This is a genomic window from Pontimicrobium sp. IMCC45349, assembly GCF_047219225.1.
Taxonomy (GTDB): domain Bacteria; phylum Bacteroidota; class Bacteroidia; order Flavobacteriales; family Flavobacteriaceae; genus IMCC45349.
Map to the genome: position 1 here is coordinate 3,001,083 of NZ_CP178208.1, position 18,362 is coordinate 3,019,444.

At 33.9% G+C, this 18,362-nt stretch carries 6 protein-coding genes; 3 read left to right on the forward strand and 3 right to left on the reverse strand.

The genetic code is table 11. The features are described 5' to 3' along the window. The first annotated feature begins 392 nt into the window (after nt 1-392). On the forward strand, nt 393-10,181 hold the full coding sequence (locus tag ACLII3_RS13965) for a proprotein convertase P-domain-containing protein (RefSeq protein WP_412984850.1): 9,789 nt from the start codon (nt 393-395) through the stop codon (nt 10,179-10,181). A 274-nt stretch (nt 10,182-10,455) separates the two neighbouring features. On the opposite strand, the gene ACLII3_RS13970 is transcribed toward ACLII3_RS13965, so the two are convergent. Together ACLII3_RS13970 and ACLII3_RS13975 are read right to left on the reverse strand one after the other, a co-directional pair. Then, nucleotides 10,456-10,848, reverse strand: a complete 393-nt coding sequence (locus ACLII3_RS13970; RefSeq protein WP_412984851.1) for a hypothetical protein — start codon at nt 10,846-10,848, stop codon at nt 10,456-10,458. Nucleotides 10,849-10,934: 86 nt separating this feature from the next. Further along, on the reverse strand, nt 10,935-13,487 hold the full coding sequence (locus ACLII3_RS13975) for an ATP-dependent Clp protease ATP-binding subunit (RefSeq protein WP_412984853.1): 2,553 nt from the start codon (nt 13,485-13,487) through the stop codon (nt 10,935-10,937). 260 nt (nt 13,488-13,747) lie between these two features. On the opposite strand from ACLII3_RS13975, the gene gyrA reads away from it, so the two are divergent. After that, nucleotides 13,748-16,279 (forward strand): DNA gyrase subunit A, encoded by a 2,532-nt coding sequence (gene gyrA, locus ACLII3_RS13980; protein ID WP_412984855.1) that lies wholly within the window; start codon nt 13,748-13,750, stop codon nt 16,277-16,279. Between the two features lie 47 nt (nt 16,280-16,326). Further along, the gene (locus tag ACLII3_RS13985) at nt 16,327-17,556 is read left to right on the forward strand and encodes a tetratricopeptide repeat protein (RefSeq protein WP_412987923.1); all 1,230 of its coding nucleotides are present in this window, start codon (nt 16,327-16,329) and stop codon (nt 17,554-17,556) included. 54 nt (nt 17,557-17,610) lie between these two features. Here the strand turns inward: ACLII3_RS13985 and ACLII3_RS13990 are convergent, their stop codons facing one another. Further along, nucleotides 17,611-18,360: an NlpC/P60 family protein gene (locus tag ACLII3_RS13990; RefSeq protein WP_412984857.1), complete on the reverse strand. Its 750-nt coding sequence runs from the start codon at nt 18,358-18,360 to the stop codon at nt 17,611-17,613. Nucleotides 18,361-18,362: the final 2 nt, after the last annotated feature.

Below are 18,362 nucleotides of genomic sequence, written 5' to 3' on the forward strand. Positions count from 1 at the left end.
TCGTCTAACTACACAAATATTAGTTGAACTCACTTGGATATACGTATCATAACCTATAATTTTGATTTATGTAATTAACTGTGATAAGTTTGGTTACAAGTTTTTTTCAATTATTATGATTTTCGCGAGTTATTTTAATTGTTTCTTACACTCAGAATAATTGTTTAATAGCACAACAATTAATTGATTTTTAGCACATTTTATTGATTTGATTCTTGCATAAGCAAGTGTCAAAAATTAGTTTGTTTTTACTTTAAAAAGTAATCTTTTTTTAGTAGAAATATTCTATCAACCCCTTATCTACTATGTTCTTTTTTGAGCTTAGTTGTGTAATAGTGTAAAAGCTATTAAAAAAATGTAAATAATTTTAATTAAATCTAAATGTTATGTTTATGAACAATTTTACCAAAAGTAGTTGGATGTCATTTTGGCACTCAATTACTAATTTAACTTGTTGTAGCATTGGTTTTAGGGCTATTAGGGCAGTTAACATGAAGGCAGTATTGCTTCTCATGTTTTTCTCGTTTAGCGTAGGGTCAATGTTTGCACAAACATCTTCGGTAGAAAGGAGTACCTTTTACGAAGTATGTATCGACGAACGTCCTTCTGGATTTACAGAAGAAGAAGTTGCTTTTCTTTATGCTAGTCAGTGTGAAGGAAATGACATTAATGTCATAATCTCTGAAAACCTACAAGGTAATGATTGTGGATGGCAATCCATTTACACTTATCAAGTAATTTGTGGTGATTTAGATGTTGAATTTAAAGTAACTTACGAAGGTGGGGATACTACTGCACCAAAAGCTTTAGATCCAAATGCAATTCCATCTGGTGGAGAGGATATGAACCTTTGTTTTGAAAACATTCCTGAAGGTCCAACGGAAGCAGAAATAGCTGCTTTATATGAGGATGATTGTGGAGCAGTAAACGTTGTTAAATCTGGTGATCCAGTTGGTACAGATTGTGAGTGGTCAGTAACTTATACTTATGCAATTGTAGATGATTGTGGTAATTATGCTGACTCAGTAAATATTACTTATTCTGGTGGAGATACTTTAGCTCCAGAATTAGCAAAAAATGCAGTTTTACCAGTTGGTGAATCTGGATTAAATGTATGTTATGATGAGCATCCTGACGGACCTTCTGCTGAAGAAGTTGCTGCGTTGTTTACTGATGTTTGTGGTAATGTTAATGTTACAAAAACACCTGCATTTAAAGGTACTGATTGTGGATGGAAAGGATTTGTTACTTATACAATCGAAGATGATTGTGGTAATAGAGCTGATGATATAGTACTTCATTTTTCAGGAGCAGATACTGAAGATCCAGTATTTGTTGAATTACCTGGAGATATAACAGTATCATGTATTGATGATATTCCTGCTGATAAAGATGGTTTAGAATTTACAGATAATTGTACTGAAGGTGATAAAGGATTATATGCACTTTCTGAAGATGATTATACTAATTTAGGATTAGCTTGTGAAGGTGGATATGTAATTAGAACTTGGACTGCTACTGACGATTGCGGTAATTCAACATCTCATAGTATTACAATTACAGTTTTACCAGCACCACCTGCTGAGTTTGCTGTACCTCAAGATTATACAATTAATTGTGATGATTTAAGTACTTTCCAAGCACAGTCATTATCATATAGTAATGGTGTGTCTGCTGGAGCTTGTGCTATAAATGGAGAAGTACAAGGAACTCCTGATGCTTTTGAAGGAAGCTGTGGAGAGTTTTTAGTACACTACCAATATGCAGATGAGTGTGGGAGAACTATTGAGGCAACTCAAACTGTTACTGTAGAAGATAATACACCTCCAGTAATTGAGCCAGGTAAAAATGAAGAAGCTGAATGTGATGGTCTTGGTAATGTAGATGAGTACCAAGCGTACTTAGATAGTAATGGTGGAGCAACTGCTACTGATAACTGTGGTAATGTTACTTGGTCTTATACTGTAATAGAAGAAGATAATTGTGGTCTTTCTGTAAGATATTTTGTTGATTTTATTGCAACTGATGATTGTGGAAACTCTTCTGTATGGAAAGGTACTTTTGATGTAGAAGATAATACAGCACCAGAATTAGAAGATGCAATGGACATGACTGTAGAATGTGATGGTCAAGGTAACTTAGCACAATTAAATGCTTGGTTAGAATCTAATGGTGGTGCTACAGGAGAAGATGCTTGTAGTGACTTTACTTGGTCTCATAATTTTGAAGCATTATCTGATGATTGTGGAGCAACTGGTTCGGTAACTGTAGAATTTACAGCTACTGATGAATGTGGTAATGTTGCTTCAACATCTGCTACATTTACAATTGAAGATACTGAAGGTCCAGAAATAGAAGATGCTATGGATATGACAGTTGATTGTGATGGTCAAGGAAATGGTGCTGAGTTAGAAGCTTGGTTAGAATCAAATGGTGGAGCTACAGCTGAAGATATTTGTAGTGATGTAACTTGGTCTAACAATTTTGATGGATTATCTGATGATTGTGGAGCAACAGGTTCTGCTACTGTAGAATTTACAGCTACTGATGATTGTGGTAACACTTCTAAAACTACTGCAACATTTACTATTCAAGATGTAGATAGTCCTCCTATCACAAACTCTGCACAAGATATGACAGTTGAGTGTGATGGTACTGGAAATGTTGATGCTTACCAAGCTTGGTTAGCTGATAATGGTGGAGCAGAAGCTTATGACAATTGTTCAGAAGTAACTTGGTCTTATGTAGAGCAAAGTTCTACTGATGATTGTGGATTAACAAGCTCTGTAACTGTATTGTTTACAGTAACAGACGATTGTGGATTAAGCTCTTCAACTGCTGCTACTTTCTATATTGAAGATACAACTCCTCCTTCTTTGGAGCCTGCTAAAGACGTAACTGTTGAATGTGGAGAGTATAACAATAGCGATGTAAATAGACAAACACCTTCATCAATTGATGATTGGTTAAATAATAATGGAGAAGCAACTGCAGGAGATTTATGTGGTAATGTAACTTGGTCTAATGACTTTGATGGATTATCAGACGATTGTGGTGAAACAGGTTCAGCTACAGTAACATTTACTGCTACTGATGACTGTGGAAATAGTGCTTCTACTACTGCTACTTATACAATAGTTGATACTACAGCTCCTTCTATAGATGTTTATCCTAGTGATTTAACTGTAGAGTGTGATGGTGCTGGAAATCAAGCAGATTTAGATGGATGGTTAGCTTCATTTGCTGGAGCAAGTGGTTCTGATATTTGTGGTGATGTAACATGGTCTCATAATTTTGATGGATTATCAGACGATTGTGGAGCTACAGGTTCTGCAACAGTAGAGTTTACTGTAACTGATGAATGTGGAAACGATTCTAAAGCTTCTGCTACATTTACAATTGTAGATACAACTGATCCTGAAATAGAGGATGCTATGGATATGACAGTTGAATGTGACGGTCAAGGAAACTTAGCTCAGTTAAATGCTTGGTTAGAGTCGAATGGTGGTGCAACTGCTGAAGATATTTGTAGTGATGTATCTTGGTCTAATAACTTCGAAGCTTTATCAGATGATTGTGGAGCTACAGGTTCTGTAACTGTTGAGTTTACAGCTTATGATGATTGTGAAAACTCTTCAAAAACTACAGCTACATTTACAATTGTAGATACAACTGACCCAGACATTGACACATCTGCAAAAGATGAAACTGTTGAATGTGATGGTAAAGGAAATATTGAGCAGTTAAATGCTTGGTTAGAGTCAAATGGAGGTGCTTATGCTTCTGATGCATGTAGTGAAGTTTATTGGGAGAATAACTTTAGTGGTTTAACAGATGATTGTGGAGCTACTGGATCAGCTACTGTAGAGTTTACAGTATATGACGATTGTGGAAATTCTTCTAAAACAACTGCTACATTTACAATTGAAGATACTGAAGGACCAATGTTTGAAGTAGAAGCTCAAGATATGACTGTTGAATGTGATGGTCAAGGAAATCAAGCACAATTAGATGCTTGGTTAGCTTCAAATGGTGGTGCTTATGCATACGATGTTTGTTCTTATGAAGTATCTTGGTCTAATGATTTTAGTGGATTATCAGATGATTGTGGAGCTACAGGTTCTGCTACAGTAACATTTACTGCTACAGACGATTGTGGAAATGCTTCTACAACAACTGCTACATTTACAATTGAAGATACTAGCAATCCATCAATTGATGAGAATGCTCAAAATATGACTGTAGAATGTGATGGCGCTGGTAATCAAGCTGAATTAGATGCTTGGTTAGCTAACAATGGTGGAGCAATTGCTTCTGACCTTTGTGGTGGTGTTACTTGGTCTAATGACTTTGAAGGCTTAACAGATGAATGTGGAGCAACTGGTTCTGCATCTGTAGTATTTACTGCTATGGACGAGTGTGGAAACACATCTAAGACATCTGCAACATTTACTATTGAAGATACAACTAATCCAACAATCGATACTCCTGCTGGAGATATGACAGTAGAGTGTGATGGTGCTGGAAATCAAGCACAACTTGACGCTTGGTTAGCATCTTTTGGTGGAGCTGCTGCTTCTGACCAATGTGGAGATGTAACATGGTCTTATAATTGTGGGCATAATGGTGGTGAACAAGGAGAGCCAGAATATGTTGGTTCATTCTATATACATGATGGAGAACATTGGACAACAAATCCAGCAGTTTATAATGCTAAAGAAGCTGCTGCATTAATATTTGGAGGTTCACCTTCTGAGTATGTAACATCTACTGATGCAAACTCAATAAATCATATGGCATGGATAGATACTGTTTATGTTGGTTGTTCTCAAGGTGCTGAAGATTACTCTTTAGATACTAATGCGCCAGGTTATCTAGATGAAGGCGGAGTTGCGCCTTTCTCAACATCAGCTTATGTTAATGATAATTGTCCTTATGATGAAGCTGCTCATTTAACATATGTTTGGAGAGTAAGTACTGATGGAAATGTAAGTGACATATGTGAATTATCTGACGAATGTGGAGCAACAGGTTCTGTAACAGTTAATTTTGTTGCTACAGACGATTGTGGAAATGCTTCTACAACTACAGCTACATTTACTATAGAGGATACTACTGCACCAAGTATAGATACATCTGCTAAAGATGAAACTGTTGAGTGTGATGGTGATGGAAATCAAGCACAACTTGAAGCTTGGTTAGCTTCTAACGGAGGTGCTTTTGCATCTGATGCTTGTGGTGATGTAGAGTGGTCTAATAACTATGAAGCATTATCAGATGACTGTGGAGCTACAGGTTCTGCTACAGTAGAGTTTACTGCTACTGATGATTGTGGTAATTCTTCTAAAACTACTGCGACGTTTACAATAGTTGATACAACAGATCCTTCAATTGATGTTGAAGCTCAAGATGAAACTGTTGAATGTAGTACAATTAGTAGCGATGGTAATTGCTCTTATACTATCCAACTTGCTGATACATTTGGTGATGGATGGAATGGAAATACATTAGACGTACTAGTTGACGGTAATGTTGTGTTAGATGATATTACATTAGATAACGGTTCATTAGGTGATATGATTTCTTTCCCAGTTTCTGATGGAGCTGTTATTTCTACAGTATTCACTGATTGTGGAGGTAATTTCTGTTATGTTGGAGAAACATCATATACAATTTATGATACTGAAGGTGTTGGAACACTTAGAGAAGATGGAGCAAATGTAGAATCTTTAGTGGCTGTTTGTCCTATTGTAATGAGTTCTGATGATATGTTTGCTGCTTGGTTAGCAAATAATGGAGGTGCTGTTGCATCTGACTTATGTGGAAATGTAACATGGTCTAATAATTCTCAAGGATTATCAGATGATTGTGGAGCTACAGGTTCTGAAACTGTAGAGTTTACTGCTACTGATGATTGTGGAAATACATCTAAGACAACAGCTACATTTACAGTTGTTGATACTGTTGCACCAACAATTGATGTACAAGCTGAAGATATGACTGTTGAATGTGATGGTCAAGGAAACCAAGCTGAATTAGCCGATTGGTTAGCATCTTACGGAGGAGCAATGGCTTCAGATGTATGTAGTGATGTAACTTGGTCTCATGATTTTGATGCATTATCAGATGATTGTGGAGCTACAGGTTCTGCAACAGTAACATTTACTGCTACTGATGATTGTGGAAATGCTTCTACAACTACAGCTACATTTACAATTGAAGATTTAACTGATCCAACTATCGATCAAGATGCTTCAGACATGACAGTAGAATGTGATGGTGCTGGTAATCAAGCACAATTAGATGCATGGTTAGCTTCTAGTGGTGGTGCTTTAGCTTCTGATATTTGTGCTGGTGTAACTTGGTCTCATAATTTTGAAGGATTATCAGATGATTGTGGAGCTACAGGTTCTGCTACAGTAGTATTTACTGCTACTGATGAGTGTGGTAACTATGCAATGACAACTGCTATATTTACAATTGTAGATACAACTGCACCTAGTATTGATACTGTTGCTAAAGATGAGGTAGTAGAATGTGATGGTGAAGGAAATCAAGCTGAGTTAGAAGCTTGGTTAGCTAATAATGGTGGAGCAATGGCTTCTGATGAATGTAGTGATGTTACTTGGTCTTACTATTGTGGTGAGGGTAATGTATCTGGAACTGCTTCTGCTTCAGGAACTGGTTTTGAAATATTAGATAATCAAACGATGTCGTCTACGGCTGAAATCACTGGTGTACCAGATGGCGCTTCTTTAGATGATGCTAATGTTGAAATTTCTATTACTCATACTTGGGGAGGAGATTTAAATATCTTATTAACTGCTCCTACAGGTGAGTCAATTGATTTAATTAGTGAAAATGAGTCTAATGGAAATGATGATCTTACAAATACTACTATAACATTCTCTGATGCTGGAGCTTATTTTGCTGACACTGAATTAGATGGGTGTGAAGGTGTAGACAATGTTTGTTCTGTTATTCCTAATGATGGAAGTTATTTATTTGCTAATTTATTAGCTGATATGATGACAAATGGATCAAGTCCTAATGGAGATTGGACATTAAGTATCTTTGATGATGCTGGTGGAGATCAAGGAGAATTATTAGGATGGTCTATTGATATAGATTATAGTGTTGAAAGTGATGATGTTTGTGAATTATCAGATGAATGTGGAGCTACAGGTTCTGTAACAGTTAATTTTGTTGCTACAGATGATTGTGGAAACAGTACAGAGACAACTGCTACATTTACTATTCAAGATACTGTAGGACCAACAATAGATACTCCTGCTGCTGATTTAACAGTTGAATGTGATGGTCAAGGTAACTATACAGATTTAAGTAACTGGTTATATTCTTATGCAGGTGCTGCTGCTTCTGATGATTGTTCAGACGTGACATGGTCTTTCGATTGTGGATACGATGATGATAATGGTAATAATGCTAGAGGTCAAGAATTATGTGCTTTAACTGATGAATGTGGAGCTACTGGTTCTGTAACAGTTGATTTTATTGCTACTGATGATTGTGGTAATGAAACAATAACAACTGCAACATTTACAATTGAAGATACTACAGCACCAACTATTGACTATCCAGCAATGGATATGACAGTAGAGTGTGATGGTCAAGGTAATGTTGATCAATTAAATGCGTGGTTAGCTTCTCAAGGAGGTGCTTATGCATACGATCAATGTGGAAGTGTTTCTTGGTCTGATAACTTCACAGGATTATCTGATGATTGTGGAGAGACTGGATCTGCGACTGTAGAGTTTACTGTTTCTGATGAATGTGGTAACACATCTAAAACTACAGCAACATTTACTATAGAGGATACAACTCCTCCAAGTATAGATACATCTGCTAAAGATGAAACTGTAGAATGTGATGGAAATGGTAATATAGCTGAATTAGAAGCTTGGTTAGCTTCAAATGGAGGAGCATATGCATCAGACATTTGTAGTGGTGTAACTTGGTCTAATAACTTTGATGCATTATCTGATGATTGTGCAGCGACAGGGTCTGTTACAGTTGAATTCACAGCTACTGATGATTGTGGAAACGACTCTAAAACTACAGCAACATTTACTATAGAGGATACTATTGCTCCAGTATTAACAGGAGTTGTACCTCCAAGTATTAATGATATTGATGCATGTTACGATATGATGCCAGTACCTCCAACAACTGATGAGATTGCTGCATTATTCTATGAAGCATGTGGAGATGTTGTTGTAAGCTTATTTACTAGTCCAGTTGGTAACGACTGTGGATGGTCTGTAATTCATATTTACTCAGTAGAGGATGAGTGTGGAAACCCTTATGGTGATGTTAAGGTGTATTACTCTGGTAGTGACCAAACAGCTCCAGTATTATCAGGTGTTCCTGCTGATGTAACATTAGAGTGTAGTGATCCAGAATTAGAGCCAGCAGAAGTAACTGTTGTAGATACTTGTGATGAAACTGCTAAAGTTGAGTTTAACGAAGTTAGAACTGATGGTGATTGTGATTACAATTATACATTAACTAGAACTTGGTCGTCAACTGACGCTTGTGGTAACACAGTAAGTGAAACACAAGTAATAACAGTTCAAGATACTACTGCACCAGAATTAACAGGTCAACTTCCTACAGGTGAAAACCAAATTGACATGTGTTTCCCTGAAGGAGAAGATTTATACAACTTAATTTATAGCGACGAATATATTGCAAGTTTATATGCTGATAACTGTGGTGATGTAATAGTAACTCATGAAGTTAATATTAATGGTGACGATTGTAAGTGGATACTTGACGTTGCTTATACTATTAGTGATGAGTGTGGTAACTATGCAAACGAAGTGAAGTTATGGTATCATGGAGGTGACTTTAGCGCACCAGTATTGAACGATGTTTGTAGTAACGAAACTATGACATTATATACTAGTCAGGGTGCTATGTGTCCATCTGATGCAGATATTACATTAAACTTAGGTGATACTATAGGAATCTATGATTCTTGGAATGTTGCTGGTCTTAAGACATCTGACTTAGGAGGATTAGAGCCTTGTTTTTCTGATAACTGTACTTCTAAAGAAGACTTAATGTTTACTGTAGTTGATAAGTTTGAAGATAACTCTAGCTGTCCAGCTATATTATCTGTAACATTTGATGTATCTGATCTTTGTGGTAATGTTTACGAAGGATTTGTATGTACATTTGTTGTAATTGATGATGAGGCACCAATAGTAGATTGTCCAGAAGATATGGATTTAGGAATAAATCCTACAATAGATGTTGCTACTGGAGTTCCTTATGGATTAGCTGATAAAGCTCCTTACACAGACAACTGTGATCCAGAAGGTATGACTTTTGATTATACAGATAATTTAACTTCAGAAGTTGGACAAGGAGGTAATGCAGATGTAATGGTATTCTCAACAAGTTGGTGGGTAATAACATTAACTCATACAGGTTATGACATTAATGGTTATGCAACTTATGCAGGTGGCATTGATAATAGCCCTGGTGGATACTATACTTACACATTACTATATGATATGAATGACGGTAGATGGGAATTAGCTGAGTATTTTGATTATGGAGCTACTTATAATTATGATGTGTATACAAGTGATGTAGATACATATAATCCATCTTGTGATATTAATGATTATGTTGAAGGTTATGATTTCCCTGATAATTTCTTATCATGTGATACTAATGGAGGTTATGATATGACTAATTATACTTTAGTTAGAACATTTACTGCAACTGATGCTTGTGGAAATGTAGGTGAGTGTAGTGTTACTTATACTTGGTCTGAAGGATATGATTATCAAGTACCTCAAGCTGATAATGTTGGAAACGATATTGGATACGGTACAGTATTACCAGAGGATGAAACTGCTAGACAATCTCAAGTTGAGCTAGACTTTACTGCTTATCCAGTACCATTTGACAAGGAAGTAACTATTAGTTACAACTTCGATTTCGATACTGATGTTAAAGTTGAGGTTTATGATACTAAGGGTCTATTAGTAATGACTAATACAAATAATAATTACACTAGAGGAACTAAAGGTAAGACTAAGCTAGATTTATCTAGAGGAGCTGATCAGTTATTCTATGTAACAGTAACAACGAGTCAAGGTTCGGTTACTAAGAAAATTGTATCGTCAACACTTAAAAGACGTTAATAATCATATGAATTGATTTAATTCAATTCTTTAAAAAAGAAAGCAGTCATTGAAAAATGACTGCTTTTTTTGTTTTAATAGTCTAAAGAAATAGTATAGTAAGTATAATTGTTTATTATAATAAACAAGAAAATGTAATTGTATTAGAATTAAAGAGATTCTATAATACTTTAATTAATTGGTATTAAAGAATGTTACTGTGTTTGTGGACTTATTAGATAGTACTATTATTTTATAAGGTTATTAATTTTATTGGTTTAAAATAGAGGAGTTTTTATGATGAAGTAATACCTTTTTGCTTGTTGTTAATAATGAGTTTAGCCCAAGAAATAGCACTATTAATATCTCTAAAAATTTCAAAAGGTTTACTTAAAAATAATTTTTCTACTTCTGCATTTGCTTTGGCTACAGGTACTCCAGCTACAACAGCAAAACCAGCTAGGTTTTCAATTTTTGAAGTCTTAAAATATATAGAAGGATCTACAGAATAGGAATGTTTTCTGTGTGTAATGTAAACAAAAGGTCTACCTTTAAAGTATTGTTCAACAATTTCTTCTAATATTTGGTTATGCTCTGGTGTTATATGAACACCTTCAAACATTTCAAAAACAACAAAGTCTTTGAAAATCTGAGCTTTGCCAAAATCAAAATTTATACTATCAATCATACTTAAAATTACATAAAAGTTAAATAAGTTCCAAGAAAAAAGCCTCACTACAAAGTAATGAGGCTTATGTGTTAAGTATAAATTAATTACGAATTTGTAGGTTTTTCAGAACGTTCTACTTTAATAGTTAACTCTGAAGTATTTTTGTCTAAATCCATTTTAATAGTATCTCCTTCTTGTATTTGAGATTTAATTATTTCTTCTGCCAATGCATCTTCAATATACTTTTGAATGGCTCTTTTTAATGGTCTAGCACCATATTGTTGGTCAAATCCTTTGTCTGCAATAAAGTCTTTAGCCTTTTTACTTAATTTAAGTGTATAACCAAGTTCTTTGATGCGTCCTAGTAATTTCTCTAACTCAATATCAATAATTTTATTGATATCTTCTTTTTCAAGTACATTAAATACTACAACATCATCAATTCTGTTTAAAAACTCAGGAGCAAATGCTTTTTTAAGTGCATTTTCTATAACACTTCTTGCATTTGCAGACGCTTGAGATTTTTGAGCTGAAGTGCCAAAACCAACTCCTGTACCAAAATCTTTTAATTTTCTGGCACCAATATTAGAAGTCATTATTATAATGGTGTTACTAAAGTCAATTTTTCTTCCTAAACTATCTGTTAAAAAACCATCGTCTAATACTTGTAAAAGCATATTGAAAACATCTGGATGTGCTTTTTCAATTTCATCAAGTAGTACAACAGCATAAGGTTTACGTCTAACTTTTTCGGTTAGTTGACCACCTTCTTCATAACCAACATATCCTGGAGGTGCGCCAATTAATCTAGAAATTGCAAATTTTTCCATGTATTCGCTCATGTCAATTCTTACTAAAGAATCTTCACTATCAAACAACTCTCTTGCTAATACTTTGGCTAATTGCGTTTTACCTACTCCTGTTTGACCTAAAAAGATAAATGACCCAATTGGCTTATTTGGATCTTTAAGTCCTGCACGATTCCTCTGAATAGCTCTTACGACCTTTGTAACTGCTTCATCTTGACCAATTACCTTTCCTTTTATTAATTCTGGTAATTGTGATAGTTTGTTACTTTCTGTTTGAGCAATTCTATTTACAGGAATTCCAGTCATCATAGAAACAACGTCTGCAACATTTTCTTCGGTAACAACTTCACGATGAAGTTTTGTTTCTTCTTCCCATTTAGCTTGTGCTTCAGATAAGCTTTTTTCTATACGTTTTTCGTCGTCACGAAGCTTAGCAGCTTCTTCGTATTTTTGCTTTTTAACAACTGTCTTTTTAGTTTCTTTTACTTCTTCAAGTTGTCTTTCAAGTTCCAATATTTGCTGAGGTACATCAATATTTGTAATATGAACACGCGAACCTGCTTCGTCTAAAGCATCAATAGCTTTGTCTGGTAAAAAACGTTCGGTCATATACCTATTGGTTAATTTTACACAAGCTTCGATAGCTTCGTCTGTATAATCAACATTGTGATGCTCTTCGTATTTTCCTTTAATGTTATTAAGTATTTCTATAGTTTCAGAAACACTTGTTGGTTCAATAATCACTTTTTGAAAGCGACGTTCTAATGCACCATCTTTTTCAATATACTGTCTGTATTCATCAAGTGTTGTAGCGCCAACACATTGTATTTCTCCACGAGCTAAAGCAGGTTTAAACATGTTTGAAGCATCTAAACTTCCAGTAGCACCACCTGCACCAACTATAGTATGAATTTCATCAATAAAAAGAATAATATCATCATTCTTTTCAAGTTCATTCATTACAGCTTTCATGCGTTCTTCAAATTGTCCTCTGTATTTTGTTCCAGCAACTAAACTTGCTAAATCAAGCGTTACAACTCTTTTATTAAATAGAATTCTAGAAACTTTTCTTTTTACAATTCTATTTGCTAAACCTTCTGCAATGGCTGATTTACCAACTCCAGGTTCACCAATTAAAAGCGGATTATTTTTTTTACGTCTGCTTAAAATTTGAGAAACTCGTTGTATTTCTTTTTCTCTACCAACAACTGGATCTAATTTTCCTTCTTCAGCCATAGCTGTTAAATCTCTACCAAAATTATCTAAAACTGGTGTTTTAGATTTTTTGCTTCCTTTTGGAGTAGGAGACTGGCTAAAAGGATTTTCTTTAGATGAATCATCTGAAGTAGATTCGTCATCCGAAAAAGATTCTGCTTTTGGTGTATCTATATATTCGTCGTCGTTTGTAATCATAAATTTGAATTGTTCTTTTACATTGTCATAATCTACTTTGAGCTTATTTAGCAACTTAGTTGTAGGATCATTTTCATTTCTTAATACACATAATAATAAATGTGCTGTGTTTATTGATGTACTTTGAAAAAGTTTTGCTTCTAAAAATGTAGTTTTCAAAGCACGTTCTGCTTGTCTAGTTAAGTGTAGGTTCTTTTTTTCATTAGAAGCTACAGAAATATTTGGGTTAGCAGGACTTAGTATTTCTACTTTTCGTCTTAGATGATTGAGGTCAATATCTAAAGCATGTAAAATATCAATAGCTTTCCCATTTCCATCTCTTAAAAGCCCAAGCATGAGATGTTCAGTGCCAATAAAATCATGGCCTAAACGCAATGCTTCCTCTTTGCTATATGCAATTACATCTTTTACTCGTGGTGAAAAATTATCGTCCATATTATCGTTTCTTTCTGCATTAAAAATAGTAAATCAAATGAAGTATTTCAAAAACTATACCTTATTTAACCTTTGTTATGATAAATGACTATAAAAAGGTTTAAAAAACAAAATAAATTAAGTTAGAGTTATTAACTAAAAAAGGATTAAATATTGTTGATAAAAAAACTCAAAAAAGGGCAACTAAAGTACTGATAGCACTAACAAAATACTTATATTAGCTCGATTTGAAAACCTACAAAAACTAATAATTTTTATATATGGCAGAAGGAGAGAAATTGATTCCTATTAATATAGAAGATGAAATGAAGTCGGCTTACATTGATTATTCAATGTCAGTCATTGTGTCACGTGCACTTCCAGATGTAAGAGATGGGTTAAAACCTGTACATAGAAGAGTTCTGTTTGGTATGCATGAACTAGGAGTTAAGTCTAATACAGCTTACAAAAAATCAGCAAGAATAGTTGGAGAAGTACTAGGTAAGTACCATCCACATGGAGATACATCTGTTTACGATACTATGGTACGTATGGCTCAAGAGTGGAGTTTACGATACATGTTAGTAGATGGTCAAGGTAACTTTGGATCTATTGATGGAGATAGTCCAGCAGCAATGCGTTATACTGAAGCACGTATGCGAAAGATATCTGAAGACATGTTGGCAGATATCGATAAAGAAACTGTAGATCATAAATTAAACTTTGACGATACTTTAAAAGAACCAACAGTATTACCAACTCGTATACCTGGATTATTAGTTAATGGTGCATCTGGTATTGCAGTTGGTATGGCTACAAATATGCCACCACATAATTTATCTGAAGTTGTAGATGGAACTGTTGCTTATATTGATAATAATGATATTGAAATTGATGAGTTAATAACTCATGTAAAAGCTCCAGATTTCCCAACAGGTGGTATCATTTATGGTTATGATGGGGTAAGAGAAGCTTTTAAAACTGGTAGAGGTCGTATTGTTATGAGAGGAACAGCTACCATTGAAGAAGTAAATGGTAGAGAATGTATTATTGTTACTGAAATTCCTTATCAGGTTAATAAAGCAGACATGATTAAAAAGACTGCTGATATTATTAACGATAAAAAATTAGAAGGTATTTCTACAATTCGTGATGAATCTGATAGAAACGGAATGCGAATTGTTTACGTATTAAAGCGTGATGCTATTCCTAATATTGTTTTAAATAAACTTTATAAATATACAGCTTTACAATCTTCATTTAGTGTAAATAATATTGCATTAGTAAATGGAAGACCACAAATGTTGAATCTAAAAGATATGATTCACCATTTTGTAGAGCATCGTCATGAAGTTGTTGTTAGAAGAACAAAATATGAACTTAGAAAAGCTGAAGAAAGAGCACATATTTTAGAAGGATTAATAATTGCTTCAGACAATATTGATGAAGTAATTGCTTTAATACGTTCTTCTGCAAATGCTGATGAAGCACGACAGAAATTAATTGATAGGTTTGAATTAAGTGAAATTCAAGCTAAGGCTATTGTTGAAATGCGTTTACGTCAATTAACAGGTCTTGAGCAAGATAAGTTAAGAGCAGAGTATGATGCATTAATGATTACTATTGAAGATTTAAAAGATATTCTTGATAAGAAAGATCGTAGAATGGAAATTATCAAAGAAGAACTTCTTGAAGTAAAGTCTAAATATGGTGATGAGCGTCGTTCTGTAATTGAGTATGCTGGTGGAGATTTATCTATTGAGGATATGATTCCAAATGAAAAAGTAGTTATTACTATTTCACATGCAGGATATATTAAGAGAACATCTTTAACCGAATATAAAACGCAAAATAGAGGAGGTGTAGGTCAAAAAGCATCTACAACTCGTAATGAAGATTTCTTAGAACATTTATTTGTTGGAACAAATCATCAATACATGTTGTTCTTTACTCAAAAAGGAAAATGTTTCTGGATGCGTGTTTATGAAATCCCAGAAGGAAGTAAAACATCTAAAGGTAGAGCTATTCAAAACCTAATAAATATTGAACAAGATGATAAAGTGAAAGCTTTTATTTGTACGCAAGATTTAAAAGATGAAGATTACATAAACAATCATTATGTAATAATGGCTACTAAAAAAGGTCAAGTTAAAAAGACATCTTTAGAACAATATTCTCGTCCTAGAACTAATGGTATTAATGCCATTACAATCAAAGAAGATGACGAGCTATTAGAAGCAAAATTAACTACTGGAGAAAGTCAAGTAATGTTAGCGCTTAAATCAGGAAAAGCCATTCGTTTTGAAGAAGCTAAAACAAGACCTATGGGTAGAAATGCTTCTGGAGTTAGAGGTATAACTTTAGCTAATGAAACTGATGAAGTTGTTGGAATGATTGCTGTTAATGATATGGAGAGTAATATACTTGTAGTATCTTCAAATGGTTATGGTAAGCGTTCTAGTTTAGAAGATTATAGAATAACCAATAGAGGAGGTAAAGGAGTAAAAACTATTTCTATTACAGATAAGACAGGTGATTTAGTTGCTATTAAAAATGTTACTGATGATGATGACTTAATGATTATTAATAAATCTGGAATTGCAATTAGAATGGCGGTTAAAGATTTAAGAGTCATGGGAAGAGCTACGCAAGGAGTTAAACTTATTAATTTAAAAGGAAAAGATTCTATTGCGGCTGTTGCTAAAGTAATGCACGATGAAGAAGAGGTTGAAGATCTTGAAGGTAGAGATCTGACAGTAAATGAAAATGATGGCACAACTCTTGATAATACACAAACTGAAAATAATAATTAACACTTAAACCATAAATTAAAATGAGAAAATATGTTGTATTGGCCCTAGTGCTAATGGTAGGTACATTTTCTTTTGCCCAAAAAAAAGAACTGAAAATAGCACAAAAGGCAATAAAAAACAGTAATTATTCTGAAGCAAAAACTGCTTTATCATCTGCAGAAGCTTTAATGTCTTCAATGGATGAAAAATCCAAATCTTTATACTATCTATTAAAGAGTAAGGCATTATATGCAGGAGGAACTGGAAATGATAATGATATAAAAACGGCTTTTGAGTCTCTTGAAAAAGTTTCATTACCAGCTCACCAGAGTCAAGTAGATGAACTTAAGCAAAATATGTTGACAGGGTTTTTAGAAAAAGGTAATGAAGCTCTTGAGAAGAAAGATTTTAAGGTTTCATCAAAATACTTTGAAAAGGCATATAGAGCATCTACTAAAGATACTATTTATCTTTTCTATTCTGCATCAACTGCTGTTAATGGGGGAGATTATGATAGATCTCTAGGTTTATATGAAGAGTTAAAAGAACTTGGATATACAGGAATTGTAAAAAAATACTATGCGACTAATGTTGAAACTAATAAAGAAGAGCCATTTAATGACAAAACTTTAAGAGATTTTTCTGTTAAATCTAAATCACATATTAAGCCAACAGAAAGAAATTCAGCATCTAAGTTGCCAGAAATAGTAAAAAATATAGCTCTTATTTACATTCAAAAAGGAGATTCTGAAAAAGCTTTAGGAGCTATTAAATTAGCAAGAAAAAATTTCCCAGATGACGTTAACTTATTGATTAATGAAGCAAACGTATATTACCAATTAGGAAATAATGAGATGTTTAGTAAATTATTAGCAGAAGCTACTCAAAAAGACCCTAACAACGCGGAATTATTTTATAACTTAGGTGTAATATCTTCTCAATCTGATGATTTTGATTCAGCAATGAAATATTACAAAAGAGCCGTTGAATTAAAGCCTGATTATGTAAATGCCTTAATTAATATGGCTGCATTAACGTTAGATCAAGAGCATGCGATAGTAGATGAGATGAACGGATTAGGAAGTTCTGCTGCTGATGATAAAAAGTATGATGAATTAAAAGTAAAAAGGCAACAATTATATTTAGATGCTATTCCTTTTTTAGAATCTGCATTAAAAGCAGATCCAAAAAACATTCAAGCAGCAAAAACATTATTAAATATTTATAATGCTGTTGATAATACTGAAAAGTCTAATGAGTTAAAAGCAATAGTTGAAGCAATTGAAGCTGGAAACTAAGCGTAATTAACTTTATGATAATAAAAAAGCCACTCATTTTGAGTGGCTTTTTTATTATATAATCTTTTTTATAACTCTGAGCTTATGAGAATGGACTCCAGTGTCCACATTGTAAATACCACTATGGTCTAAGCGATCAATTCTAACCTTGCCATGTGCATGAATAATATAGTTATCTTTCATAATAATACCTACATGTACAATATTGCCTTCGGCATTATCAAAAAAGGCTAAATCACCAGGTTCGCTTTCTTCTATAAAGCTTAGAGCTTCTCCTTGAGTTGCTTGTTGTGAAGCATCTCTTAGTATACTATAACCATTAAGTTTATAAACCATTTGTGTAAAACCAGAGCAGTCAATGCCAAAAGGTGTTTTTCCTCCCCATAAATAAGGAGCATTTAAGTACAAAAATGCAGTATTTAAAATATTGCATTTAGCTTTTATACCTGTTGTTATATTGCCTTCATGTTTATGGTTTAATAGGTTAAGACCAGTTAGTGTTGCACCTAGGGGTATTGGGTGTAATTGATTTTTTGTACATTCTATAAATTCTACCAAATCTGCTGAATAAGAATCTGTAGATTTAGTTAATCCTGTAAATTGAGTTTCATCAATTTCAACATATTGTTTGTTATCAATCCAACCTTCGTAGCCATCAAAATGCATACGGATTCTGCTCCATTTTTTTCTTTGTTCCAAGACTTTAAAATAATCACCATAAAGTACTTGCGAAACCATCTCGCTAGTATCAGTAGGTTCAAGCCTTAAAGGAACAATACTTAGTTGACAGATTCCGTATTGCATAA

Bases quoted from the DNA above. Each gene is read 5' to 3' on its own strand.
- ACLII3_RS13965 (WP_412984850.1), top strand. From the start codon at position 393: ATGAACAATTTTACCAAAAGTAGTTGGATGTCATTTTGGCACTCAATT.
- ACLII3_RS13970 (WP_412984851.1), bottom strand. From the start codon at position 10,848: ATGATTGATAGTATAAATTTTGATTTTGGCAAAGCTCAGATTTTCAAA.
- ACLII3_RS13990 (WP_412984857.1), bottom strand. From the start codon at position 18,360: ATGCAATACGGAATCTGTCAACTAAGTATTGTTCCTTTAAGGCTTGAA.
- ACLII3_RS13975 (WP_412984853.1), bottom strand. From the start codon at position 13,487: ATGGACGATAATTTTTCACCACGAGTAAAAGATGTAATTGCATATAGC.
- gyrA (WP_412984855.1), top strand. From the start codon at position 13,748: ATGGCAGAAGGAGAGAAATTGATTCCTATTAATATAGAAGATGAAATG.